This window comes from Luteococcus sp. H91 (assembly GCF_038433135.1).
Taxonomy (GTDB): Bacteria; Actinomycetota; Actinomycetes; order Propionibacteriales; family Propionibacteriaceae; genus Luteococcus.
Genome location: NZ_JBCDMV010000010.1, coordinates 13,966 through 38,518, shown reverse-complemented (window position 1 = coordinate 38,518; position 24,553 = coordinate 13,966). Strand labels below are relative to the sequence as shown.

Sequence of the window (24,553 nt, the reverse complement as noted above, 5' to 3'; positions counted from 1 at the left end):
CATGCCCCGAAGATAGCTCCTGCGGGCCCCGCACCGCCGTCTGCCGAAGCCGTTTCCGAAAAGTGACCCCGGGATTCGCGGCTTCGGCTGGGTCGGAGCGTCGAACGACGTGGTCTGACCGAATCTGGTGGTCGATTCTCGGAATCGGGCGGGTCAGAGCACCAGTCCCGCCGCCACCGCGAGCATCACCAGCCCGATCAACACGTCGACCACCCGCCACACCGCGGGGCGCCCCAGCGGCCCGGAGAGCGCGTGGGCACCGAAGCCCAGGGCGCCGAACCAGATCAGGGAGGCGCACATGGCACCGGCCGCGAAGGCCCACTTGAGCGAGCCGTGGCTGGCTGCGATGGAGCCGAGCATCACCACCGTGTCCAGGTAGACGTGCGGGTTCAGCCAGGTGACCGCCAGCACCGTGCCCAGCACGGATGCCCGCGACTGGCTGCCCGAATCCGCCAGGACCCCGGGATTCATCGCCGACCGGAAGGAGCCGATGGCGCACCACACCAGGTAGCCGGCGCCGACCCAGCTCAGCACGCACAGGGCATCCGGGTGCGCCAGCGCGATGGCGCCCATCCCGGCCGTTCCCGCGGCAATCAGCAGCAGGTCGCCGAGCGCACAGACCGTCACCACCAGGCCCACGTGTTCCCGGCGGAGCCCCTGGCGCAGTACCAGTGCATTCTGCACGCCGATGACGATGATCAGTGAGAGGCCGGTGAGCAGGCCGGTGAGCCAGGTGGAGAACATGGCCGAAACGCTAGACAGACCGAAGGATGAAGACAAACGATGATTTCTCGCCTTTCCTAAGATGTCCTCATGAATGGGGATTGGCTACGGACAATGATCGCGGTTGTGGATGAAGGCAGTTTCGAGGCCGCGGCGGATGAGCTGCGGATCTCCGCATCCGCGGTGAGCCAACGGATCAAGGCGCTGGAGGGGTATCTGGGGCAGGTGATGGTGCGTCGCACCCTGCCCTGCGCCCCGACCCCGGCCGGTGAGGCGCTGCTGCGGATGGCCCGTCAGGTGGTCTTTCTGGAGGACGAGACCTTGGCGGAGTTGGGCCGCGGGCACGCGGGGGCACTGCTCAGGGTGGCGGTCAATGCGGATTCGCTGGCCACCTGGTTCCGGCCGGTACTGCGCGAGGCCGCCGCGTGGGAAGGCCTCACACTGCGGCTGCAGGTGGAGGACCAGGGGCATTCCTCGGAGCTGCTGCGCCGCGGAGACGTGATCGCCGCGGTCACCTCCGATCCGGTGCCGGTGGCCGGCTGCCGTACCGAGCTGCTGGGTGCCATGCGCTATGTGCCGGTTGCGGCCCCGGAGTTGCTGGCACGGCACGGTGGTCTGGCCGCCCTCGACTGGGCGAGGCTGCCGGCCCTGCGCTACAACGCCAAGGACGACCTCCAGCTGGACTTCCTGCGTCACAAGGGAATCACCTCGATCCCACCCCAACCACAGGTGCCCGGCTCGGAGGCCTTCCTGGCGGGCGTCCTGGCTGGGCTGGCCTGGGGGATGATTCCCGAGGCCCAGCTCGGCGACCAAGTGCGCGAGGGCAGCCTGGTCCGGTTGCCCGGGGAACCGGTGGACGTGCCGTTGCACTGGCAGGTCTGGCGGGTGGATTCCCCGAGGATTGAGCGGGCCACCCTGGCCGTTCGCCGGGCGGCTCGCGGTCTGGCGCCGGTGGGCGGTTCCGAGAAGTGACCTCCAGAAATCCGCGGGGCGTGCCGATCGCCGGGGGGTTACGCTCATCACCTCCCGGCCAGCCCAATTCTGGAGGGCACTTCTCGGAATCGCCGTTCGCCGGGCGACCGCCCTGGCCGTGCAGTGGGCCGGATTCAATGGGCCGGATGATGCTCCAGATGATCGTGGACCAGCGGCACGACCGCGGCTCCCTCACCCGCGGCCGAGGCGACGCGCTTCATCGAGCCGGAGCGAGTGTCACCGACGGCGTAGATCCCGGGGGACGTGGTCTCCATCGCGGCCGGCGGTAGGTCGTCGCGCCAACTGCTGCGGGGCGTGTCCGCGCCGGTGAGGATGAAGCCGTGGTCATCCAGCGCGATCTCGGGTGGCAGCCATCCACTGTGGGTCTGGGCGCCGATCAACAGGAAGAGCCCGTCAGCGGGGATTCGTTCGCGGATGTCGCTGCTGATGGAGGCGATCGTGACCCACTCCAGCCGTCCATCCCCACCGGCCTCCATCACGGCTGACGTGCCGCGCACCAGGATCCTTGGGTTGGCCTCGATCTCGTCGATCAAGTAGGCGCTCATGGTCTCGGACAGGCCGGGCCGGCGCACCACCAGCGTCACGGTTTCGGCGAAGCGGGCCAGGTGCATCGCCGCCTGGCCAGCGGAATTGCCGCCACCCACCACGACGACATGGCGTTCCGCCAGCTCCCGTGCGGCGGTGGTGACGGCGCCATAGTGCACCCCTTGGCCCACCAATTCCTCGACTGATTCGACGCCAAGCCGCCGGTAGCTGACCCCGGTGGCGATCACCACGGTGCGGGCCGTCAAGTCTCCGCCGTCGGTCTGCACGACGAAACGGTCGCCCTCGCGCCGGATGCCGGTGGCCGGCCAACCCGTCCAGAAACGGGTGCCGAAGCGGAGCGCCTGGGCACGGGCGCGCTGGGCCAGCCGCATCCCCGAAATGCCGCGGGGAAAGCCCAGATAGTTCCGGATCATCGACGACGTGCCGGCCTGCCCGCCGATCGCCTCGGCCTCCAGGACGTGCGTGGTCAGCCCCTCCGACGACGCGTACACGGCGGCGGCCAGCCCGGCTGGGCCGGCGCCGATGATCACCACGTCGGCGCATTCGTCCGTGTCGATCTGGTCGGGCCGCCCGTAGAATCGCCCCGCCACTTCCCGCACGCTGGCCGGGGTGAACGGCTCGCCGAACTGCGGAGCCACCAGCAGCGGCAGCCGCCGTTCCTCGGGCGGAACCTGCTCCAGCAGTTGTCGCCCCTTGTCGGAGGTGGGTCGGACGGTCTCGCAGGGCATCCCGGTGCGGTGGAAGTAGTCGTCCAGAGCCAGCCCCAGCGGATCTCGCGCCTCGGCGACGATCACCACATTGGTCACCACCGGACCACCGACCATGTTGCCCCAGTCGGACAGCAGCTCGGTGACGGCGGTGTGGAACTCCTCGTCGCGAACCCCGCGGGGCATCAGCAGCGAGGCATCGAAGACGCTGCGGGCCAGGTGTCCGCGCAGCCGAGCGCTGTCCTCGGCGAAGCGCTCCCAGGGCGTGACCACCAGGCGACGGGTATTGGGCAGCAGTGCTCGCCATTGTTCGAAGGCGTCCCAGACCTCGGCGTCGGGCAGCCGGGAATCGGAGACCAGCAGCGCCACCCTGCCCTCCAGCTGGTTGATGCCGTCGATCACGCGGCAGGCATCCTCGCAGTCCGCAGCGGTGCGCAAGGCGTAGTCGCGGGCGTACCTGCCGAACTCGTCCAGCAGGAAGTCGGCATGATCGGGGCTGACCAGCAGGATGTACGGCTTGGCGGGTATCACGGGTGCTCCTGGGCTCTGTCTGGGGTCAGCGTAGCCCCGGCCGAGGCGGACGATTCCGAGAAGCGACCTCCAGATTCGGCCCGCCTGGCGTGCCTGCGCGTACCCTCACCGCGCGGCGTCATTCTGGAGGTGGATTCTCGGAACTGGTCAGGTGGCCCAGTGGTGGGAAGGGGAATACCGCCCGCTCTGCGGCTTGTTCTCCCATGAGGCCCGGAACGGCTGGGCTACGGACCACGCAGGAGGAAATATGCCCAAGGTCACGATGATCGGCGCTCATGGCAAGGTGGCGCTGCTGGCATTGCCCCTAGTCAGCGCCGCTGGAGATCAGGTGGATGGGGTGATCCGCAATCCGGAGCACGCCGACGACGTCGCGGCTGCCGGGGCAACCCCGGTGGTGGCCGATGTGCAGGATCTGGGCACTGAGGAATTGACCGACCTGCTGCGGGGCAGCGACGCGGTGGTCTGGTCGGCCGGAGCGGGTGGCGGAAATCCGGAACGCACCTACGCGGTGGATCGGGATGCCGCGATCCGCACCATGGATGCGGCCGTGGCCGCCGGGGTGCCGCGGTTCGTGATGGTCTCCTACTTCGGCGCGGGGCCGGATCACGGTGTGAGCCCGGACAACTCCTTCTACGCCTATGCCGAGGCGAAGGCGGCCGCCGACGAGCACCTCATGCAGACCTCCCTGGACTGGACGGTGCTGCGGCCCAGCGCCCTCACCTTGGCGGAGCCCACCGGTCGGGTGGATGCCACCGCTGACGAGGCCGGTCAGGTTTCCCGCGGCAATGTCGCCCAGATGATCGCCGCGGTGCTGGCGGAACCCGAGCGGGCCCGCCACCAGGTGATCAGCTTCAACGACGGCCAGACACCGGTGGGTCAGGCGCTCCCCAAGCCCTGACCGGGGTACTCACGCCGCCACCAGCTCCACCTCGAAGCCCTGACCGTTCTCCAGGAAGAGGGCTCGGGACTCGTTGCCGTTGGCCCACGGGTAGCGCTCCGCGAACAACTCCCGCCAGCCGTGGTGCGGGGCTTCCCGACGTACCTCGGTCAGGAGACCAGGGGGAACTCGGAAGGCGAGGTGGTTGAGCCCGGGGCGCATCCGGTCATGACCACCGGGTGTGACGGCGGGCGACTGCTCCAGCACCAGATAGGCGCCGCTGGCATGCCGCCAGACCCGTCCGGCGGGCCAGGCGGGGTCGTGCTCGGCGAGCCAGCCGATCCGGGGCAGCAGCCAGTCCAGGCTTGGTGCGCAACCAGCCAGATCGTCGGTCCACAGCTCAATGTGGTGCACGGGATTGCTCACGTCAACGATGGTAGGCAGTGCCTCCGACAGTTCTCGGCCGGTCTGACGGGTGTCGAGACCTGTCGGAGGGCTGCGCGATGATGGAGCCATGTCAGACCCGCGCTACCCGGTGCCGCCGCGCCCCCCGGTCTACCGGCGGGCGCCCGGCAAGGTGTCGGCACGGCGTACCTTCGCGGTCTTCGAACTGCTCTCCGCGGGCTTCGTCGTGGTGGCGCTGGGGCTGGCCTTCTGGCTGGCCGCCCTGCTGCTGAGCAGCGGTTTCAGCGGCCACACGGTGCGTTTCCTCCACCTGCTGCTGTTCTGGGGGCTGACCGCCTACCTGGCGCTGCCGCGAGTGCACCAGCTGTTCACGCTGCTCTACCTGCCCGACTATTTCACCGGGCGCACCCGCACCTCCGACGGTGTCCTGGGTGATCCGATCAACCTAGCCCTCGATGGCAACGAGCACGACGTCCACGCCGCCCTGCGCGCGGCCGGCTGGGCCAAGGCCGATGACCTCTCGGTGCGCTCGGCCTGGGGGATGATCCACTCCTGGGCGCTGCGCCGCTCCTACCCGGCGGCGCCGGTCTCCGGGCTCTTCCTGTTCGGCCGTCGGCAGGATTTCGCCTACCAGCAGGAGGTGGACGGCAATCCCACCCGGCGGCACCACGTCCGGTTCTGGCGCACCCCGCAGGGCTGGTTGCTGCCCGGCGGTCATGCGGTGCAGTGGGTGGCCGCCGCCACCTACGACCGAGCGGTGGGCTTCTCGATGTTCACCTGGCAGATCACGCACAAGATCGACGAGAACATCGACATTGAGCGGGACTACCTGATCGACACGATCCGCTATGCGGATCCGGATAGCCAGGTGCACGTGATCCACGGTTTCTCGACGGCCTATCACCACCGCAACGGTGGCGGTGACCGGGTCCGTACCGACGGTCACCTGCCCGTGGTCAATGTCTCGGGGGCGCTGATGCGGGTGGCGCCGGAAAAGGTCTCGGCGCGGGTCTACCCCTACCCCGGTTTCGCTCGGCACGGGGTTCCGCCGGCGGCATTGTGGATCACCGGGATCCTGGTGGCCGGACGGGCCCTGGTGGTGGGCGGAGCCTGGCTCTTCGCCTGGTGGCGGGGCACCGCAGGCCCGCTGCTGGGGGATTCCTGGGGGAATCTGCGCTTCTCGGCGGTCTGGGCCCTGGCCGCGGTGGTGCTCTGGTGGCTGATCATCGCCCGCAAGCGGATCGCCTGGGTGCTGCTGATGCTGGTTGCGGTGATCGACGCCGTCGGCCTGCTCGCCGGGGTGACGACGCAGGATGCCACCTCCCTGGGAAACCTGCTGGCCGCCGGGCTGGCGGTGCTCACGGTGCTGGCGGTCAGCGCCTCGCCGGTGCGGGACTGGGTCTCCCGCGGGCGTCGCGAACCCAAGGTCACCATCCCCGAGGCGCACTGGCGGCACAACGACTGACCAGTGCCCACCACTTGCGCGGGGAGCGGCCACCGGAATTGCCGCCCCGGGAAGCCCGGGTGCGACGATGGCCCCATGTCTTGGATCGTCCTGGTGCTCTCCGGCCTGATGGAAGCGGTCTGGGCCACCGCCCTCGATCGAATCAGCGGCCTCAGCCGACCGATGCCGATCGTGGTCTTCGTCGTGGCGATGTGCCTGTCGATGGCTGGGCTGGCCTACGGCATGCGGGAGATCCCGGTGGGCACCGCCTATGCCGTCTGGGTGGGGATCGGGGCGTCGGCGACGGTGGCCTGGGCGATGCTCAGCGGCACCGAGAGCGCCAGCCTGACGAAGATCCTGCTGGTGGCCGGGATCATCGTGTGCGTGATCGGGCTCAAGCTGGTCAGCGGGGGCGAGGGCCACTGACGATTGTGGCTTCCAGCCCCGCGCGTCGTATCGTGGACCCACAGGGGATTCCAGACGCGTGTGAGGCCGGGGACGCGTCCAGTCGACGCAACCCTGGAGACTTCATGGCCCACACCACACCGCCGCGCGAGGCATCGTCCTCAGCAACCCTGGTCAGCGCCGGTGGCTGGGCCTTCCTGGTCACCGCCTTCGCCGCGCGACTGCCCTCGTCGATGATCCAGTTGGGCTACCTGATGGTGCTCAACCAGGACGGTCGTGGGATGGGTGTCGGCGGCCTGGCGGTGGGGGCGGTCGGGTTGGGCAGCGCCGTCGGAGCCCCCGTCGTCGGACGGTTGGTGGACAGCCTCGGCCCGCTGCGGGTGGTGACCGGTGCCACGCTGGTTTCCCTGCTGGGGCAGGCAGTCTTCCTGATCGGACTGACCCACCAGGCGCCGTCCTGGCAGTTGCTCGTGGCCGCGGCCGTGGTCGGCGCCGCCAATCCACAGATCGGGCCGGTGGCGCGCAGTCACTGGTCGCACCTCGCGGCCCGGTTGCGTGCGCCCCAGCTGGTCTCCAGGGCGCTGGGTTATGAGGGTGCGGTGGATGAGATCGGCTTTGTGATCGGCCCGGTGCTGGCCAGTGTGCTGGTCAGCTGGCTCGGCGCCTCCTCCGCGGCGCTCGCGATGATGGCGCTGACGCTGGTGCTGCAGGGCATCTTCGTCGCTCACCTGCTCACCACCCGGGCGCACTGGACGGTCTCCACCGCCGCGCAACGCGCCGCCGCCAGCCACACTCGCACCGGGCTGGCCGTGCTCTGGCCGATGCTCGCCTGCCTCGGCGTCGGTGTGCTCTTCGGCGCCACCCAGACCGCCCTGACCGCCCTGTTCGCGCAGCGTGGCACGCCCGGCATCACCGGCCTGGTCTATGGCTGCGTCGGGATCGGCAGCGGGGTGGCGAGCCTGCTGGTGGGCCGACTCTCGCCGCGGATCGCGGTCTGGCTACGGGTTCTTTTCGGCGCCGTGGCGATGGCCTCCGGTGCCGCACTGATGATGTTGCTGCCCGGCGCCGGGCTGGCCGCCGTCGTCGCGGTGCTGTTGGGCGTGGGCGCCGGCGTGACCCTGGTCAGCTCCTTCGGCTGGATGGAGCGGATCGCCCCGCGCGATCGGGTGGCCACCATGATGACCGTGCTGGCCACCTGCCTGACCCTGGGGGTCAGCGCCGGAGCGGCCGTCGCCGGGCAGCTGGTCAGCAATCCGGCCGACGGCCTGTGGCCGGTCCTGGGATCCGGCGTGCTGGCCGCGCTGGCCGCGACGGGGATGTGGGCTGGCCTGCGCCGAGCTGCCTGAACCTCACCCTCGGGAAGCCTCGGAGTCCCCGACGAACTCCGCCAGCCAACCCACCAGTGGCCGCAGCTCATCCCAGCCGTCGTTCACGTACTCCGCGGCCTCCGGCGTTTCCATCCAGTCCGGCTCGCCCAGGTTCAGCTGCGCCGCGATCGTCTTGTGGCGCAACAATTCCAGCCGGGGTGCATCCGCGGTCACCCCGCGCGGCCGGGTGGCGAGCTTCTCCCCGGTGACCACATAACCGGCCTCGGTCAGCTCCCGCAGGATCTCCTCCAGCTGCACCCCGGTGGCGTCATTGGCGACGGCGGCCCGGTAGCGCGCCAGCTGGTCGCCGGCCATGAAGTAGCTGCCGCCGGCGATGAAGTATCCCGTTGCATCGCACTGCAGGTACCAGCCGGCGTGCGTCATGCTGCGCACGTAGAGCCCCTGGTGGCGCTTGTACGGTGACTTGTCGTGGCTGAAACGCACATCCCGATTGGGGCGGTAGACCTTGGGCTCCCCGAAGGTCGGCGCCACCGCCTCGCCGAGCGCGACCATGGGGCCCTTGACCAGCTCGTCGTAGCGAGCCTTGTTGGCCAGCCACCACTCCCGGGTGTTGTGCACCTCGAGCTCGCGGTAGAAGTCGACGGCGCCGTGCGGGATTCCCTGGAAGCTGGCCATGACGCCAGCCTAGGCATGCGGGATGCGAGGATCGACGCATGGTCTTCTCCACCCCGATCCTGCTGATGGTGCTGGTGGCGGTCTTCGTCGGCGCCGTCCTGCAACGCCTCTCCGGCACGGGGATGGGCCTGGTGCTCGCCCCGATCCTCACCTTGGTGCTGGGCGCGGCCACCGGCGTCCTGGTGGCCAATGCCACCACCACCGTCTCCGCCCTGATGATGCTGTTGGCGTTGCGCCGCGACGTGGAATGGCCCCGCGCCCTGCTGATCTGCGCCTTTGCCATCCCCGGCGCGGTGGTGGGCGGCTTCGTGGTGCGAGCCACCCCGGCGGCCTGGCTGCAGGTGATCGTCGGCGGGGTGGTGATGCTGGCCATCCTGGTGACCGTGCTGGCCAGCGCCCTTGGCCGAATGCCGCGGGTGCACGCCCCGTGGATCACCCCGCTGGCGGGCTTCCTGGGCGGCATCTTCAACACCACTGCCGGGGTCTCGGCGCCGGTGATGGTGGTGCACTCCCGGCTGGTGGCTTGGGAGCAGAAGGCCTTTGCCGCCTCGATGCAGCCGGTCTTCGCCACCATGGGCTTCTTCTCGGTGCTCGTGAAGCCCCTTCTGGCGGCCGCCGACACCGCACTGCCTCCGTGGTGGCTGATGCCGCTGGTGGTGGTCACCGTGGTGGTTGGGATCCTGGCCGGCACCTGGGCGGCCAGACGGGTCAGCTCAGCGCAGGCCAGGACGATTGCGATCACGCTGGCCGGCCTCGGCGGTTTCAGCGCCCTGGTGCGCGGGGTGATGGGGCTGGTCTGAGCGCGCTGCGGGGTGCCCACCCGCCAGCTAGGGAAGGCCTTTCCGAGAATCGACCTCCAGATTCCACCGGAACGGCCCGGCTACGGCTCCGCGCGCTTCAGCGGTGTGATTCTGGAGGTCGGTTCTCGGAAGTGGACAAATGAGCCAGTTATTTGGGGCTTCCTGCCCTGGTTGGCTGCTCGGGTCAGGCTCGGTTAGCCAGCCAGACCGCGGTCAGGTCGTCATGCACCTTGGTGGCCCTGCTGCGCAGCTGCTCGGCTCGATCCCGCTCGGTGGCCCGGATTCGATCGGCCACCGGGGCCGCCCGGCCGGCAAACACTTCGTCGGCAAATTCCTCCAGGGGGAGGACTCCCAGCGACTGGTGGCCACGGGTGGCACCATCGCTCGCGGCGATCACCCCGTCCAGCTCGGCCATCGGGTAGGAGCCGACCAGGGCGTGAGCGGCAGCACCCGGATCGTGGTGACAGCACCAGAAACCACCCGGCCGGTTGCGGGTGCGGGCCATCACTGCCGTCCGGGCCGCCCAGATCTCATCGGGGCTGGTGAGCGGGGCTTCCACCGGTCCCACCAGATCGCCGAGCCGGTCATCGGTGATCTCGGTGACGGCGCCTTCTCGGGTGCGCAGGATGATCGAGGCATCACACAGCACCAGGTACTCCAGCTGGTCGCCGTTGACTCGGAAGGCGGCCGCGGTGGCGCTGGGGGAGCCGGCGGCCAGGTCGCATTCCGGATGCCGGGCCGCCACCCGGCCGATCGCCGAGGCGAGGGCGCTGGCCATCTGCACCTGACGGTCCACCAACAGGCGACCGTACTCCGCGGCCAGGGCCTGGGCGTACCACCGCACGCTGTGCCGACAGCCGCCGCGCAACTGTTTGGGCAGTCCGGCGCCGTCCACCACCACGCCGATGCCGGATTCCACGGCAAGGGCGTCCTCGTTGTCGCGATCGGCCCCAGCGGGCCGACTGAAGGTGTGGATCTCGGACACGGTGCCAGTCTTGCACTCCACTGGTTTTCCGAGAATCGACCGCCAGATTCGTCCCTGCTCGAGCTCGGTACGCTCAGGCCGCCGCAAGGGGCGAAATTTGGAGGTCACTTCTCGGAACTGACCATATGGCAAGCTGGATTACATGCTCGCTCACCACCTCCCCGGGCGCTCCCGATGAGGCGCTATCCCGCGCTGGCCGGCTCGGCGATGCTCTGGGGGCTGCAGTTCGCCTTCCTGGCTCCCGCCCTGGCGCTGTTGCTGGTGAACCTGTACGGCGCCTCGATGCGTGACGTCGGCTGGGTGATCTCCGCCTACCAGGGCGCCGCCTTCATCGCCCAGCTGGTGGTGCCCGGCTGGGCAGACCGGCGTCGGGACTATCTGTTGCCCATGGTGGGCGCCGGCGTCAGCACCATTGCCCTGACCATCGCGCTGTGGTTCGCCACCTCACTGCCGCTGGCGCTGGTGGCGCTGTTGATCCTGGGTGCCCCGGCCGGCGTCGGCGGCGCGATGCTCTTTGCCGAGTTGAAGCACTGCGGTGCCCAGGTGCATGAGGTCACCAGCATCCGCGCCGTCTTCTCCTTCGCCTGGATGATCGGCCCTCCGGTCGCCACCCTGGTGATCGGGACCTTCGGCAGCCGAGCCCTGCTGGTGGCGATTGCCCTGGTGGCGCTGGTCAATCTGGGGATGACCGGCTTCTTGATCCGAGCCCGCAAGCACCGTGATCCGGCGCGGGAGGGGGTGCTGCAGCCCGACGCCGTCACACCGGCGAAGCTGCCGGTGGGGCTAGCCCTGGGGGCCTTCGTGCTGACTGGCGCCACCAATGCGGTCGCGGTCTCGGTGTTGACGCTGTATGTCACCCAGGATCTGGCGGCCGCCCCGATCTGGGCCGGGATCAGTCTGGGCCTGTGCGCCACGCTGGAGATCCCCGCGATGATCTACTCCGGGCGGCTGGCGCTGCGGCACTCCAAGTTCTCGATGGTGGTGCTGGGCGGCGCGTTGGCACTGGTCTACTACGTGGGCCTGATCCTGACCGGCTCGCCCATGGTGCTGCTGCTCCTGCAGATCCCCAATGCGGTCTTCATCGCCCTGACCGAGGGGATCGGTCTGGCCTGGGTGCAGGAGATCATCGCGGCGCCCGGGATGGCGTCGGGCATGTTCATGAACACCCGACGGATCGGTTCCGTGCTCAGCGGGGTCGTGATCTCACTGGGTGCCACGGGGACGGCGGGAGTGGCGGGCGTCTTCACGATTTGTGCGGTGCTGGCCGCCTTCGCCCTGGCCCTGCTGCTGGCTGCCGGGCGCCTGCTCCCGGCTGCGCGATGAGTGGTTAGGGTCGAGACATGAGTGATTCGATCCGCGTGCACGAGTACGGCGACCCTGCACAACCCACCCTGGTGCTGGTCCATGGGGTCACCGACGCCGGAAGCACCTGGCCCGATGCCGTCGCGCACTGGCAGCCCGAGTGGCACCTGCGCTCGGTGAGCCTGCGCGGGCACGGGGAGTCGCCCCGCTTCGAGCCAGCGCAGTACGGCCGGATGATGCAGACTCTGGTGGATGACCTGGTGGCCGTGCTGGAAGACCAGCCGAACCCGCCCATCGTGGTCGGGCATTCGCTGGGTGGCCGGACTGCGGTGCTGGCCGCGCTGCACCGCCCCGAGCTGGTGCGCGCCCTGGTGCTGGAGGATCCGGCGCTGATGCACACCACCGACGAGCGACGCCGGGAGACCAGGCTGTGGGCCGACGGGGTGCGGGGCTTCCCGGATCGACGCGAGCAGGAGATCGCCCGACAACTGGGCGATGGCTGGTCGGCCGCGGAGACCCAGGCCTGGGCGGATTCAAAGGAGCAGGTGGACCTGGCGATGATGGAGCACCTGGATTTCGGCCCGATGGACCAGGACGGCGTGCTCAACCAGCTCAGTGTGCCAGCCCTGGTGGTCTCGCCGCCCGACAGCCAGCTCATCCCCTCGCCCGAGCGGGTCACCAATCCGCTGGTGCGGATCGAACTGCTCGACGGGGTGGGCCACTGCGTCCGGCGCGACAACCCCGAGGCCTACCACCGGCTGGTGGATGCCTTCCTTGCCGAGCATCGCTCAGCTGAGGGCTGACCTGGCCTTCCACTGCTCCCAGGTCATGTTCCACTCGGTCCAGCCGTTGCCGACCTCCAGCTTGCGATCCGATCCGGTGAAGGTCACCGGATCCCCGACCTGGGCCTCGGAGTAGAGCGAGTACATCTGCCCCTCATCCATCCCGACACACCCGTGGGAGGCATTGCGCACGCCGAAATTGCCCGCATTCCACGGCGCGGAGTGGATGAACTCGCCCGAGGTGGTCACCCGTAGCGCAAAGGCCACCTTCAGGTCGTAGCCCTCGGCGGAATCCCGGGCGATGCCGGTGGTTTCCGAGTTCATCTTGATGTTCTCGGCCTTCTCCATCACCACCTTGGTGCCCGAGCGGGTGACGAAGCCGGGCTTGCCGGCGGTCATCGGCCACGTGCCGATCTTCTTGCCGTCGCGCATCCAGGTGATGGTGTGCTTGGCGACGTCCACCGCCCCGGACTGGTTCTTGCCGATCTGCAGATCCAGCGTTCGGTTCAGCTGGCCGTAGCGCCCGTCGCCGGCATTCACGCCGTTCAGGTTGGCGTCGAGCTTCACCTTGGTACCCGGATTCCAGAAGTTCTTGGGCCGCCAGTGCACGGTCTTGTCGTCGTACCAACCCCAGGAACCCTCCTGCGCCGGGGTTGAGGTGACGTGCATGTTGCGCTCGAACTCGGCCTTGTTCTTCACCGGCTGGTCAAAGTGCACCACCACCGGTTGCGCGACCCCGTAGGGGCCATTGACCACGGGCGTCAGGGTGGGGAAGACCTCCTGCGAGCGGCTGAGTGAGACGGTGCGGAAGCTCAGTGTCTTGGTGGCGGTCTTTCCCTGGTCGCTGGTGCCGGTGGCGGTCACGGTGTAGCGGGCATCGGGGTCCAGCCGGGTGCTGGCCACCCAGGCCCCCTTGTCATTGATCTTTCCGGTGATCTGGTCGACGGCATTGCGGCCGGATGCGGTGGATTCGACGGTCACCGAGTCCACCCGCCCGGAGGTGGGCGTGATGGTGATCTGGGTGTCGACCGGGACCAGGCTCGCGCCATCCTTCACATTGGCGGTCAGGGCGAAGGGACCCTTCTTCGTCGGGGTGCTCGACGGGCTCACCACGGTGCTGGGCGTTGCCGATGCGGCCCCGGCCGGGGTCGACACCGCGGCGGAGGGAGCGGCCGGGCTGTCCACCGTCACCGGCTCGGTCTTGCCACCACAACCGGCCAGCAGCAGCGCAGCGGTCACCGCGAACACACTCGCGAACTTGCCCATGTCTTCCTCCTCAAGGCCTGCCATGAGGGTGCCACAGCCCTCCGACATTTTTCGCCGCGACGGGTTCTTCGCCTTGTCCGATAGGGAAAGCGCGTGCCGGTCGCCAGTCAATCTTCAGTGATGCTGCGGCCGGTGAGCCGCTCGTCGGCAGGATGGGGCCATGACGGAACAGGTGAGGGCAGAGATTGCCGACGGCATCGCGCAGATCGTGCTGTGCGCGCCGCAGACCGGAAACCAGATCGACGTCGACTTCGTGGATTCCCTGCACCGGGCGCTGGACGTGATCGAACCCGATGGTTCGGTGCGCGCGGTGCTGCTGCGCGCCGAGGGTGAGCACTTCTCCTATGGCGGCAACATGCGCGCCTTCCACGCCCGGCTGGATGACCTGCCCGCCGCGATCATGGCGCTCTTCGAGGGCTTCAACCCGATGCTGGAGCGGGTGGCCGCGCTCCCGGTGCCCGTGGTGGCGCAGGTGCAGGGCTGGTGTGTGGGCGGTGCGCTGGGCATGGTGGCGCTGGCGGATGCCGTGGTGGCCGGTGAGAGCACCCGGCTGCGCGCCTCCTTCCCCGGGCTGGGAATCTCCAATGCCGCTGGATCGACGGTGGCCTTCTCTGCGCGGATGGGGGTGGCCGCGGCCAAGCGCTTCTGCATGCTGAACGAGCCGATGGACGCGCAACAGGCATTGGCCGCCGGGCTGGTGGACTACGTCCTGCCCGAAGGGCAACTGGCCGACGAGGCGCTCGCCCTGACCGCTCGGCTGGCCAACGGCCCCACCCTGGCCTACCGCGGGATGCGGCAGAACTTCTCCCACTACGCCGGTATGGCCTATGCCGAGGCCCTGGCCATGGAGGCCGAGACCCTTCGAGTCTGCGCCGAATCCGCCGACGTCAAGGAAGCGGTGACGGCCTTCATCGAGAAGCGCCGCCCCACCATGACGGGCCAGTAGACCCAGGAGCATGACCGCGGAGCCACTGGCACGCCCACATTTCCGAGAATCGACCTCCAGACTTTGGCCTGTCCACGAGACCTGAGCGGGCGGCTCACCCCCGGGCGCGAATCTGGAGGTCGCTTTTCGGAAGTCGGGCCAGCCAATGGCAGGCTGACCACATGGCTGATGACTTCACCGCCCTGCAGGAGCGGTACCGCAACTTCGTCGACGAGCGTGACTGGCGGCAGTTCCACGACCCGAGGTCGCTTGTGCTGGCGCTGGTGGGCGAGGTGGGGGAGCTCGCAGAACTCTTCCAGTGGGTGCCGGACGAGCAGGCCGCCGACATGTTCCGGCAGGGCGACCGGCAACAGCGCGCCGGCGAAGAGATGTCCGACGTCCTGATCTACCTGCTCGGCCTGGCCGACTCGCTGCAGGTTGACCTGCTGGCGGCGGCGCACGCCAAGCTGACCGCCGCCGAGGGACGCTTCCCCGCCGACGAGGTGAAGGGTCAGGCCCTGCTCAAGCCCTAGTCACGGTGGGCTAGGGGATTCCTGCCTCCCGAGGCGGGTAACGTCGGCCGGGTGCCGCCCGCCCCACCGCCCTCCTGGCTCAGCCTGGTCACCGACGACATTCTGCGCCGCGCCTTTGACCCCAACAGCTTTGCGCGGGGGCAGGACTATGCCCGTCGCGGCAAGGTGCTGCGGTACGAGGTGGTCGGCACCACCGCCATCGTCGGCAAGGTCAGCGGCAGTGGCCACCAGTCGTACACCTGCCGCGTCCACCTGAACGGGATCCCCAAGGCCCAGGTGGCGGACCTGCAGAGCGTGACCGCCGGCCATCTGGAGACCAGTTGTTCCTGCCCCGTCGGGTGGGAGTGCAAGCACGCCGTGGCCCTGCTGATCTACCTGCGCGATCGGGTGGCCCGCGAGCCCAGGCAGTCCTCCTGGCGGCAGGATCTCGGCCGGCTGGTCGGCGTCGACGACGGCCCCGCGGAGGGCTCCCCGTTGGCGCTGGAATACACCGTGACCAAGGACGACATCGAATTTCGACCCCTCAAGCAGGGCGCCCGCGGGCAGTGGGTGAAGAGCGACCTGCGCTGGGACCGGCTGCCCTATCTGCGCGGATTCCACCCGACTCACGCCCGGGTGCTGCGCGCGATCAGCGCCAACGCAGACCTGGTTTCTCGCACCCGGCAGCTGGGCTACTACTACGGTTCCTCTCGCAATGCGATCGGGCTGCGTGACGTGGATCACGGCATCTGGGCGCTGCTGGCCGAAGCGGCTGAGGTTGGCGTGGAACTGGTGCCGGCCAAGCAGTCCGGGAAGGCGGAGTTCGTTGGCGCCAGCCTGGATCTGGAGGCCCGGGTCACTGCGCGCCCCGACGGCCTGCGGCTGGCCTTCACGGTGCAGCGCGACGAAGATGAGGCCACCCCACAGTTCTTCGTCGGGGACCCCGCCCACGGGGCGCTCTTTCGCCGTCGCGACGGCGTGATGGAGGCCTGCGGTTTCCGTACCCCGCTGACCGCGCAGCAGGCTGCGCTGATCGGGATGCGACCCATGCACATTCCGCAGGCCGAGGTGCCGGATCTGGCCTTCACCTTCCTGCCCCGACTGCGAGAGATGGTCGCGGTGCGGGTGGCCGACGACGTCGAGCTGCCCACCGTCGGCAAGCCCCGGGTGCTGGTGGAGGTCACCGCCAGCCGCCCCGGCCCCCGGCAACCGGCTGCCGCCCGGCTGGAGGTCGGCTACCGTTACGGCGTCGCCCCTGGTCAGGTGGATGTGCTGCCCGCCAAGGGGCGGGATCTGGCCATTCGGGATCGCGCCGCGGAGGCGGCCCTGCGGCCCGTCGTCGACGAGCTGCTTCCCGGCGGCGACGTCGATGCCCCCGGCGCCCCGCCCACCCGACTCACCCTGACCGGGTCATCGGCGCTGCGCGCTCTCGCGCACCTGGCCACCCTGACCGGGCGGGATGACGTCGAGATCATCCACCACGGGGACATGCACGCGCTGCCCGAACTGACCGACCCGGACATCAGCGTCGAGGTGGACGACGCGGCCGGCCGGGACTGGTTTGACCTGTCGATCAGCATGAGCGTCGGCGACGATCAGGTGCCGCTGCCCGAACTGTTGCGGGCGCTGACCGCCGGGCAGGACCATCTGGTGCTGGAGAGCGGCTGGGTCAGCCTGGACCATCCGGAAATCCTGCGCCTGAAGGAATTGCTGGACGAGGCCAAGCTGATCACCGACCCCATTCGTGGCGAGGTGAAGGTGCGGCTGCGGCCCGAGCACGCCGGCTGGTTCGAGGAACTGAAGGCCCTCGGTGTCACCTCGCGGGAGTCGGAGGCGTGGACCCGTGCCTCCACGCGACTGCTGCAGGCGCACGGCCCGCAGGACGTCGCGCCACCGGCGACCCTGGCCGCGGAGCTGCGGCCCTACCAGCTGAGCGGCCTGGCCTGGCTGGACTTCCTGCAGGACGTCGGGCTGGGTGGGATCCTGGCCGACGACATGGGTCTGGGCAAGACGGTTCAGACCTTGGCGCTGCTGGCCCTGCTGCGGGAACGCGACGAGCTGACCGGCCCGGCGCTGGTGGTGGCCCCGTCCAGCGTGGTCGGTGGATGGGTGGAGCAGGCGGAGCGGTTCGTGCCCGGGCTGCGTACCGTCGCGTTGACCAGCACCGGACGCAAGCGCGCCGATTCCCTGGCGCAGACCATTGACGGCGCGGACCTGGTGGTCACCAGCTATGCCGTGGCCCGGCTGGACGTGGAGGAGTTCGAGCGGGTCGGCTGGCAGGTGGTCTTCCTGGACGAGGCGCAGTTCGTCAAGAATCCGACGGCCAGCACCTATCAGGCGATGCGGCGGATCCCTTGCAAGGCACGTTTTGCGCTGAGCGGGACGCCGCTGGAGAACAACCTGATGGACCTGTGGGCGCTGCTCAGCCTGACCGTTCCGGGGCTCTTCCCGGAGCCCAAGGAGTTCAAGGATGGCTACGCCAAGCCGATCGAGCAGCGCGCCGATGATGCCGACGTCGTGCTCGCCCGGCTGCTGCGCCGGATCAAGCCGGTGATGCTGCGCCGCACCAAGGAATCCGTCGCGCCCGAGCTGCCGCCGCGGCAGGAGCAGATGGTGGAGGTACCACTCTCCCCGCAGCATCAGCGGGTCTACCAGCGGCACCTCAACCATGAGCGACGCAAGGTGCTGGGGCTGGTGGGCGACCTGCAGCGCAACCGGGTGGCGATCCTGGCGTCGCTGACCCGGCTGCGGCAGCTGAGCCTGGCGGCAGGGCTGGTGGACGAGGCCTCGCGGGATGTGACGTCGGCCAAGATCGACGCGCTGGTGGAGATGCTCGACGACGTGGTGGCCGGTGGGCACCGGGCGTTGGTGTTCAGCTCCTTCACCGGTTTTCTGGGGATGGTGCGCGACCGGCTCAAGCGCGAGGGGATCCGCACCGTCTACCTGGACGGTCGCACTCGCAAACGCCAGGAACGGGTCGACGAGTTCCGCTCGGGCACCGCCCCGGTCTTCCTGATCAGCCTCAAGGCCGGTGGTTTCGGACTCAACCTGACCGAGGCCGACTACGTCTTCGTCCTGGACCCGTGGTGGAATCCCGCCGCCGAGGCGCAGGCCGTGGACCGCGCACACCGGATTGGCCAGACCAAGACGGTGATGGTCTACCGGCTGGTCAGCCAGGACACGATCGAGGCCAAGGTGGTGGAGCTGCAGCAGCGCAAGCGTGAACTGTTCAGCCAGGTGGTCGACGGCGGTGACGCGGCGGTGGCCGGGGCGTTGAGCGCCGACGACATCCGCGGGCTGTTCGACTGATCAACGGGGGTCGTCGCCCGTGCCCAGGAGTTCGCGGCCAGCCGAACCGGGGTCTGACCCGTTCTCTTGGTCCCGGGGGGATGCCAAGCTGGGCACATGACTCACTACGCGCGGTACGTGATTCTCGTGATGGCCGTGGTGGCATTCTCGGCGGGGTGTCAGTCCTCCAGCGGTGACACCCCGGCAGCCCCGCCGAGTGAAACGCCTGGCCAGGCGGATCCGTCGACGTCGTCGTTGCCCGTCACGACGCCGAAGGAAAGCACCGGCTCCTCGCCCGCGAGTTCCGCGCCACCCAGCCCCACGCCCACCGCCGCGACATCGGCGGCCCCTACTCCCGCGACCTCCCGCAGTCCCGAGGGGGAGTCCGGCTCGCCGTCGGCTGGGCCGTCGCAGAAGCCTGCCCAGAACTTGTCGCTGGCTGCCGGGAAGACCGCACACCTGACCAACTTCGACGTCACGATGCTGCGCTCGGAGCATGGCAAGGACGGCATCAGCGTCGGGTGGAAGGTGCGGGTCTGCTACACCACGGCACATGCCGGGCAGAATGCCGACGGCACGACGAGGGTGAGCACGGACCCGTGGTCGGTGCAGGTGATCGACGGCGAGGGTGGCACCAAGCCGGTGTGGACCAAGATCAGCGAATTCCCGGCCGACAAGGGCTGGCAGCCGCCCTACCCGGAGCGTCGGGTGAAGCTGGGCGAGTGCGCCGAGGGCTGGATTGCCGTCCGGCATGACAACCCGGACCTGCAATTCCAGGCGGTGCGCTACCAGCCGTCGGACACCGGCGACGTGGTCACCTGGTCGACGTAGCGATGAGGCGTGATGGCTCCATCAGCCCAGCCGAACGACCGATTCGGTGCACAGCCACTCGTCGCCGTTCTTGACGAAGGTCTGGCGCACATCCAGTGGCCAGGCCTGGCCCGAGCCGTCGGGGCGGTAACCGGTGGTGATGTGCCCGTGCAGCGACGCGCTGTCGTCGCCGACGGTCACGTGGACGTCGTGCTCCAGTACCTGGTGGTAGACGAACTCGCCGGCGCGCATGCCGGCCAGCCACTCGTCGAGGGGTTGGCGGTAGCCGGTCATGTGCACCAGGACGGCGTCGGCGGTGAAGCACTGGGCCAGGGTCTGGGTGTCTGCTTCGTCCATCGCGCGCAGCTGCGTCTTCCAGTTGGCCAGGATCTCGATTTCGTCGCTCATGTCTCCATGGTGCCGTGCGGGGGATTGTTGCCGCAGCACCCAGTCTCAACCGTTCAGGACGGCCCAACCAATCAGGCTGTCGATCTTCCGCACGTCGACGCCCTTGCCCAACTTGATCTTGATGTGGCCAGCGCGGGTCCACAGCTCAACTTCGGCGTTGAGATCCAGAGTTCCGGCGTTCTCCGTCGACCACATGTTGATCGAGCTGTAGGGCAAGGAGTACATCTCGACCTTCTTGCCAGTCAGGCCTTGTGAGTCCCGCACGATGAGCCGCTTGGTCGTGAAGACGGCCGCGTCGCGGAAGGTCTTGTAGGCGGCGACGGGTCGTTCGTCCCCGACCAGGATGGGCTGCAGATCTGCCGGGATCGGGCATTCGCCAACGAAGGTCCAAGTGGCGATGGCGGTCATTTCCATGGTGCATCTCCTGATTCCGCGATGAGGGGGTCCGCCGAAGGCCCCGGTGGGCAAGGGAATGCGCAACGTCACCGCCTCCCGTGCCGAGGGCGGCAGAGGAGTTCGCCGAGCGGACAGCGATGGAGGGCGAAGGATCCGAAAGGGGGGTGGTTGGCGCTCTGGGGGGGAAGCAGGGCACTCTCTATGTAGTCGATGTTGCTCAGGGCTGAGGGCTGGGGGTGTGATGAAGTTCGAGGATGAGGGTGCTCCTAACGGAGTCATGGACGAAGGCCCGCTGTACCTCCGAGTGGCTGCGGTTCTGCGCCGGGACATCGTTGATGAGCGCATCCAGGGGCCCCTATCGTCCGAATCGCAGCTTCAAGCCCAATTTGGAGTTTCACGCTCCGTTGTCCGTCAGGCTCTGCGTGCTCTCAGTAGCGAGGGGCTGGTCACAACGGTTCGTGGCAAGGGGAGTTTCGCGGTGCCCCCGTCCCGTGTTCGGCGGGTAGTCCAGTCCTTGAATGGCTTGGGCATGCAGATGGAGCAACTCGGAACGAGCACTCGGACCGAAGTGCTCAGTTTTGGGTTGGTCGATTTCGAGGATGCGCCAAGGGAATGGGCTACGAAAGATGCCTTGCGTGTCCAGCGATTGCGATACGGCTTTGGCTATCCGCTGGCGCTGATCGAGACCTACTTGCCTGCCCGCCTGATAGGCGTACTTGACGAAGATGCCTTGGTGGATGCCTCTCTCCACTCGCTGCTTCGGAGCCAAGCTGGCATTGAGCTCGAGAAGTCGCGACGCACGATCGCAGCGGTGCCAGCGTCACTCGAGGTTGGTGCCGCACTGCGTGCGGAGGTTGGTACTCCGGTGTTGCTGCTGAAGGGGATCACCACATCGAAGGAGGGGGAGCTGGTGGAAGTCTTCTCCACATTCCACCGGGGGGACAGGGTGGAGTTCGACGTGGAGACCACCATCTGAGGATGCTGCAGAAGGTCTTGACTTTGTCGAGGGGAGCATTGACACTACATGTACGTACAAGTGGTACGCATGACTTGGAGGGACAAGGATGTCTTCGCAAAGTGCAGCACCGGCCGGACCACACAACGTGCTCCCGCTGTATGAGTGGATGGGTCGCATTCCAGGTGGCGCGATGGTGATTCCGCTCATCCTGGGCTCCGTGGTGGGGACATTCTTCCCCGGATTCCTCGAACTGGGCAGCTTCACCACCGGGTTGTTCAAGAGTTCGGCGACGCCTCTGATTGCGCTGTTGATTCTGTCCACGGGCATGCAGATCACTGTGCGGAGTTCCGGTCCTGTTCTGGCACACACCGGAGTGATCCTCTTGATGAAGACGATCATTCCAGGGTTGGCGATCGTGGCGCTGGGACTCGTCACCGGACCGAATGGCCTTCTAGGGGTCTCACTCTTAGCCTTGCTGACCGTGGTCTCAAACTCGAATGGAGGCATCTGGCTCGCCTTCACGGGGAAGTATGGTGACTACCGGGACCGTGGCGCCTACATCGCGTCAGCTGTGAACGATGGTCCGTTCTTCACACTTCTCTTCCTTGGGGTCTCCGGTCTGGCCTCGATCCCCTGGACCCTCATGCTCGCGGCGGTGCTTCCGCTCCTCATTGGCATGCTGATTGGCAACCTGAATCCCACCTGGACCAATGTGATGCGTCCGACGGGTGCCATCGTGATCCCGTTCTTCTCGTTTGCGCTCGGGACAGGAATCAACTTGCGCGCAATCGCCACCGGGGGAGCCGTCGGCATCTTCCTCGGTATGGCATCCTGTCTGATCACTGGGCTTTCCACCTACCTCGGTTACCGGTTCCTCCTCCGGAGGCGTGACGAATCGGGTATGGGTTTTGCCGCCGCTACAACAGCTGGCAACGCCATCGCTACACCTCTCATCGTTGCGCAGGCCGACCCGACATATCAGCCGTTTGTCGAGGCAGCGACAGCACAGGTGGCGGCGGCTGTCCTCGTCTCTGCGATTCTGGCACCGCTCTTTGCGGCGTGGGTGCTGCGTAGGGAAGGCGGCTTGCATGATCAGTTGACGAGCGACAGTGGTACCGGAAAGCATGAGGACGTTGCTGCAGCGCTGAGGAGCGCGTCCAATGAGTGATCTTGGGCTGGTGGTGATCGCTGATGATCTCACAGGTGCCAACGACTGCGCCGTCTCCTATGCCTTGGCAGGCTGCTCCACGGAGTTGTTGATGGATGCCTCCGACGCTTCTCAGTGGGATCCAGGATCTGTCGATGTGACCTCCGTGTCCAGTGACAGTCGATCCCTCGGGGGATTGGCGCGAGCAAGGACGCGGCAACTTCTGGATCATGCCATGGAACGCGGAGCGAATTCCATCTTCCTCAAGATCGATTCGACGATGCGAGGCTCGGTATCGCATCAAGTGACCGGAGCCCTGGACGCTTGGAGTCGACGGCATCCAGATTCTGTCGCAGTGATCTGTCCGGCCTACCCGGCGCTCGCCAGGACTATTGAGGACGGAATCCTGAAGGTCAATGGCATCGAGGTCACGGAGACTCCTTCCGGGCGTGACCCCGTCTGTCCGGTCCCCTCGGCGCTGATGGCCGATCTCGTGCCCGATGCTGTTGGATTGGAGAACCCTGGAGAGGCAACGGAGCTGGCTCGCCACATCAGGGAGGCAAGCGCACGGCAAGTCATCATTGATGCCATGTCTCCACATGACGTTGAGGTCATTGCGAAGGCCATCATGATGCTGGGCGATCGAGCGATCCCCGTGGGATCCGCTGGGCTTGCCAAGGCAATGGCCCGCTCGCTGCCAGCAGCGAACGTTCAGCCGGACCAAGATCCACTGCCGATCAGTGGTCGTGTCCTCGTGGTCGTCTCATCTGTACACGACGTGAGTCAGGACCAGGTGGATGCCTACATTGGAGGCGCGCAGGGCGGCGACGCTATCGTGTTCAGCCCGCATCCCGCGCAGCTCACGTCAGCTGACGCGCTTCCGACCCTTCGGGGTCAGCTTCGGGCGCTTGTGGACTCTGGACCAGGGAATGTCATTGTTCGCGCCAACCCGTCCAAGCTCCGCGATGTGCATGATCGTGAGGAGCTTGCCCAGAGGGTGGCAGGACAGCTGGCTGGCTTGGCGGCAGATGCTCTGGACCATGTGCCGTTTGGCGCGCTTGTCCTTGTCGGTGGCGATGGCGCGGCTGCCACTTTGGCGCAGATGGGAGTCCGCAAGCTGCGCGTTCTGCGTGCGGTGGCCGAAGGAACGCCTCTTGGGATAGTTCAGGAGACAAGGTTCTCTGGGCTTCCCGTCGTCACCAAGTCGGGAGGCTTTGGAGGGCCCGGTCTGTTGGGCGAAATCATATCGTTGATCCAGTCTGGGGTACCTGCTCAGACGGAAGATAGTAAGGAGTAGTCATGTCCCAGTCCACGAAGCCGGTTGTTGCGGTCACGATGGGTGACGGTGCCGGGGTTGGCCCCGAGGTGACCGTCGCCGCCTTGGTTGACGAGTCGGTCCGGGCCGAGAGCCTGCCCGTTGTGCTGGGCGACAGGAAGCGGCTGGAGCAGGCTGCGAAGATCATGGGGATCGACGCCCAGATCGTCGCCATCCAGGAGGTTTCCGAGGCGGTGGACGAGGCGGGCCGGATCAACGTGATCGACCTGGACCTGCTGCCCGAGGACCTCGCGTGGGGCCAGCTCAGCAAGGAGGCCGGGCACGCCGCGTATGAGTACATCGCGAAGGCCGCCGAGCTGGCGATGGCCGGCGACGTGCAGGCCATCTGCACCGCGCCGTTGAACAAGGAGGCGCTGCACATGGCTGGGCACAACTACCCCGGCCACACCGAGATGCTGGCGGCGCTGACCAATACGCCCGAGGTCTCGATGATGCTCTCCAGCCCCCAACTGCGGGTGATCCACGTCACCACGCACATCGGCCTGATCGATGCGGTGCGCAAGATCGAGCCCGGGCTGGTGGAGCGGACCACCCGTCGCGGCTGGGATGCGCTTCGGCGCGCGGGGATCGAGAACCCGCACATCGGGGTGTGCGCCATCAACCCGCACGCCGGTGAGGGCGGCCTGTTTGGCCAAGGTGAGGAAGAGGAGAAGATCATTCCCGCCGTCGAGAAGATGAAGGCCGACGGAATGTGGGTGGACGGCCCGCTGCCCGCCGACACCGCCTTCTACCTGGCCGGCCGCGGCGACTACGACCTGATCGTCGCGATGTACCACGACCAGGGCCACGGCCCGGTCAAGGTGCTGGGTATCGAGGCCGGTGTGAACATCACGGTGGGACTGCCGGTGATCCGAACCTCGGTGGACCACGGCACGGCCTTTGACATTGCGGGCAAGGGGATCGTCAAGACCGAGAGCATGGTCGAGGCGATGCACCAGGCGGTGGCGCTGGCCGCGGTGAAGTGAGACGCTGAGCGATGGCCCGTCCCGGGGCGAACCCGGGCG

Annotated in this window: 25 protein-coding genes and 1 pseudogene; 17 read left to right on the top strand and 9 right to left on the bottom strand. The window is 67.8% G+C overall.

Going from position 1 to position 24,553, the window contains the following annotated elements; translation table 11 throughout:
• Positions 1–153 precede the first annotated feature (153 nt).
• A complete protein-coding gene (locus tag AAEX57_RS06940) occupies positions 154–744 on the bottom strand; it encodes a LysE/ArgO family amino acid transporter (protein WP_342091614.1) in 591 nt (196 codons plus the stop codon).
• A 69-nt stretch (positions 745–813) separates the two neighbouring features.
• On the opposite strand from AAEX57_RS06940, the gene AAEX57_RS06935 reads away from it, so the two are divergent.
• Entirely contained in the window at positions 814–1,695 is an 882-nt protein-coding gene (locus tag AAEX57_RS06935) for a LysR family transcriptional regulator ArgP (RefSeq protein WP_342091613.1), read from the top strand.
• Positions 1,696–1,829: 134 nt separating this feature from the next.
• Here the strand turns inward: AAEX57_RS06935 and AAEX57_RS06930 are convergent, their stop codons facing one another.
• The gene (locus AAEX57_RS06930) at positions 1,830–3,500 is read right to left on the bottom strand and encodes an FAD-dependent oxidoreductase (protein WP_342091612.1); all 1,671 of its coding nucleotides are present in this window, start codon (positions 3,498–3,500) and stop codon (positions 1,830–1,832) included.
• Positions 3,501–3,747: 247 nt separating this feature from the next.
• Here AAEX57_RS06930 and AAEX57_RS06925 point away from each other — a divergent pair, with 247 nt between their 5' ends.
• Complete coding sequence (locus AAEX57_RS06925) at positions 3,748–4,398, top strand: SDR family oxidoreductase (RefSeq protein ID WP_342091611.1); 651 nt, start codon at positions 3,748–3,750, stop codon at positions 4,396–4,398.
• A 9-nt stretch (positions 4,399–4,407) separates the two neighbouring features.
• Here AAEX57_RS06925 and AAEX57_RS06920 read toward each other — a convergent pair whose 3' ends face one another.
• Positions 4,408–4,803, bottom strand: coding sequence for a VOC family protein (locus AAEX57_RS06920; protein ID WP_342091610.1), 396 nt, complete (start codon positions 4,801–4,803; stop codon positions 4,408–4,410).
• Positions 4,804–4,891: 88 nt separating this feature from the next.
• Here AAEX57_RS06920 and AAEX57_RS06915 point away from each other — a divergent pair, with 88 nt between their 5' ends.
• From AAEX57_RS06915 to AAEX57_RS06905, 3 genes are all read left to right on the top strand, one after another.
• Positions 4,892–6,247 (top strand): LssY C-terminal domain-containing protein, encoded by a 1,356-nt coding sequence (locus tag AAEX57_RS06915; RefSeq protein ID WP_342091609.1) that lies wholly within the window; start codon positions 4,892–4,894, stop codon positions 6,245–6,247.
• 75 nt (positions 6,248–6,322) lie between these two features.
• Positions 6,323–6,652 (top strand): DMT family transporter, encoded by a 330-nt coding sequence (locus AAEX57_RS06910; protein ID WP_342091608.1) that lies wholly within the window; start codon positions 6,323–6,325, stop codon positions 6,650–6,652.
• A 104-nt stretch (positions 6,653–6,756) separates the two neighbouring features.
• On the top strand, positions 6,757–7,977 hold the full coding sequence (locus AAEX57_RS06905) for an MFS transporter (RefSeq protein WP_342091607.1): 1,221 nt from the start codon (positions 6,757–6,759) through the stop codon (positions 7,975–7,977).
• 3 nt (positions 7,978–7,980) lie between these two features.
• Here the strand turns inward: AAEX57_RS06905 and AAEX57_RS06900 are convergent, their stop codons facing one another.
• Positions 7,981–8,634 carry a DUF2461 domain-containing protein gene (locus AAEX57_RS06900; RefSeq protein WP_342091606.1) on the bottom strand — a complete coding sequence of 218 codons (654 nt, stop codon included), beginning with the start codon at positions 8,632–8,634 and terminating at the stop codon, positions 7,981–7,983.
• A 38-nt stretch (positions 8,635–8,672) separates the two neighbouring features.
• On the opposite strand from AAEX57_RS06900, the gene AAEX57_RS06895 reads away from it, so the two are divergent.
• Entirely contained in the window at positions 8,673–9,434 is a 762-nt protein-coding gene (locus AAEX57_RS06895; protein ID WP_342091605.1) for a sulfite exporter TauE/SafE family protein, read from the top strand.
• Positions 9,435–9,618: 184 nt separating this feature from the next.
• Here the strand turns inward: AAEX57_RS06895 and AAEX57_RS06890 are convergent, their stop codons facing one another.
• Positions 9,619–10,419 (bottom strand): protein phosphatase 2C domain-containing protein, encoded by an 801-nt coding sequence (locus AAEX57_RS06890; protein ID WP_342091604.1) that lies wholly within the window; start codon positions 10,417–10,419, stop codon positions 9,619–9,621.
• 174 nt (positions 10,420–10,593) lie between these two features.
• Between AAEX57_RS06890 and AAEX57_RS06885 the strand changes: the two genes are divergently transcribed.
• Together AAEX57_RS06885 and AAEX57_RS06880 are read left to right on the top strand one after the other, a co-directional pair.
• Positions 10,594–11,742, top strand: coding sequence for an MFS transporter (locus AAEX57_RS06885; protein WP_342091603.1), 1,149 nt, complete (start codon positions 10,594–10,596; stop codon positions 11,740–11,742).
• Positions 11,743–11,759: 17 nt separating this feature from the next.
• Entirely contained in the window at positions 11,760–12,524 is a 765-nt protein-coding gene (locus AAEX57_RS06880) for an alpha/beta fold hydrolase (protein WP_342091602.1), read from the top strand.
• On the opposite strand, the gene AAEX57_RS06875 is transcribed toward AAEX57_RS06880, so the two are convergent.
• The gene (locus tag AAEX57_RS06875; RefSeq protein ID WP_342091601.1) at positions 12,510–13,769 is read right to left on the bottom strand and encodes a L,D-transpeptidase; all 1,260 of its coding nucleotides are present in this window, start codon (positions 13,767–13,769) and stop codon (positions 12,510–12,512) included. The two genes, AAEX57_RS06880 and AAEX57_RS06875, sit on opposite strands and share 15 nt — an antisense overlap.
• A 160-nt stretch (positions 13,770–13,929) precedes the next feature.
• Here AAEX57_RS06875 and AAEX57_RS06870 point away from each other — a divergent pair, with 160 nt between their 5' ends.
• The 3 genes from AAEX57_RS06870 to AAEX57_RS06860 all read left to right on the top strand — a co-directional run bounded on the left by AAEX57_RS06870 (position 13,930) and on the right by AAEX57_RS06860 (position 18,515).
• The gene (locus AAEX57_RS06870) at positions 13,930–14,715 is read left to right on the top strand and encodes an enoyl-CoA hydratase/isomerase family protein (protein WP_342091600.1); all 786 of its coding nucleotides are present in this window, start codon (positions 13,930–13,932) and stop codon (positions 14,713–14,715) included.
• A 161-nt stretch (positions 14,716–14,876) separates the two neighbouring features.
• Positions 14,877–15,227 (top strand): nucleotide pyrophosphohydrolase, encoded by a 351-nt coding sequence (locus AAEX57_RS06865; RefSeq protein ID WP_342091599.1) that lies wholly within the window; start codon positions 14,877–14,879, stop codon positions 15,225–15,227.
• Between the two features lie 51 nt (positions 15,228–15,278).
• On the top strand, positions 15,279–18,515 hold the full coding sequence (locus tag AAEX57_RS06860) for a DEAD/DEAH box helicase (RefSeq protein WP_342091598.1): 3,237 nt from the start codon (positions 15,279–15,281) through the stop codon (positions 18,513–18,515).
• Positions 18,516–18,673: 158 nt separating this feature from the next.
• Here AAEX57_RS06860 and AAEX57_RS06855 read toward each other — a convergent pair whose 3' ends face one another.
• Positions 18,674–18,973: a hypothetical protein gene (locus AAEX57_RS06855; RefSeq protein ID WP_342091597.1), complete on the bottom strand. Its 300-nt coding sequence runs from the start codon at positions 18,971–18,973 to the stop codon at positions 18,674–18,676.
• A gap of 1 nt (position 18,974) precedes the next feature.
• Between AAEX57_RS06855 and AAEX57_RS06850 the strand changes: the two genes are divergently transcribed.
• Positions 18,975–19,325, top strand: coding sequence for a hypothetical protein (locus tag AAEX57_RS06850; RefSeq protein ID WP_342091596.1), 351 nt, complete (start codon positions 18,975–18,977; stop codon positions 19,323–19,325).
• 21 nt (positions 19,326–19,346) lie between these two features.
• Here the strand turns inward: AAEX57_RS06850 and AAEX57_RS06845 are convergent, their stop codons facing one another.
• Both AAEX57_RS06845 and AAEX57_RS06840 read right to left on the bottom strand, forming a co-directional pair.
• Positions 19,347–19,712 (bottom strand): nuclear transport factor 2 family protein, encoded by a 366-nt coding sequence (locus AAEX57_RS06845; protein ID WP_342091595.1) that lies wholly within the window; start codon positions 19,710–19,712, stop codon positions 19,347–19,349.
• Positions 19,713–19,757: 45 nt separating this feature from the next.
• Positions 19,758–20,126, bottom strand: coding sequence for a PH domain-containing protein (locus AAEX57_RS06840; RefSeq protein WP_342091594.1), 369 nt, complete (start codon positions 20,124–20,126; stop codon positions 19,758–19,760).
• A 58-nt stretch (positions 20,127–20,184) separates the two neighbouring features.
• On the opposite strand from AAEX57_RS06840, the pseudogene AAEX57_RS16225 reads away from it, so the two are divergent.
• From AAEX57_RS16225 to pdxA, 5 genes and pseudogenes are all read left to right on the top strand, one after another.
• Positions 20,185–20,571 (top strand): annotated as a pseudogene (locus AAEX57_RS16225) (winged helix-turn-helix domain-containing protein); the annotation flags it as partial.
• A gap of 66 nt (positions 20,572–20,637) precedes the next feature.
• Entirely contained in the window at positions 20,638–21,084 is a 447-nt protein-coding gene (locus AAEX57_RS06835; RefSeq protein ID WP_342091593.1) for a GntR family transcriptional regulator, read from the top strand.
• Between the two features lie 88 nt (positions 21,085–21,172).
• Complete coding sequence (locus AAEX57_RS06830; protein ID WP_342091592.1) at positions 21,173–22,234, top strand: 2-keto-3-deoxygluconate permease; 1,062 nt, start codon at positions 21,173–21,175, stop codon at positions 22,232–22,234.
• A complete protein-coding gene (locus AAEX57_RS06825; protein WP_342091591.1) occupies positions 22,227–23,510 on the top strand; it encodes a four-carbon acid sugar kinase family protein in 1,284 nt (427 codons plus the stop codon). Before AAEX57_RS06830 ends, AAEX57_RS06825 begins: the two co-directional genes overlap by 8 nt.
• A 2-nt stretch (positions 23,511–23,512) precedes the next feature.
• A complete protein-coding gene (pdxA, locus tag AAEX57_RS06820) occupies positions 23,513–24,514 on the top strand; it encodes a 4-hydroxythreonine-4-phosphate dehydrogenase PdxA (protein WP_342091590.1) in 1,002 nt (333 codons plus the stop codon).
• Positions 24,515–24,553 lie beyond the last annotated feature (39 nt).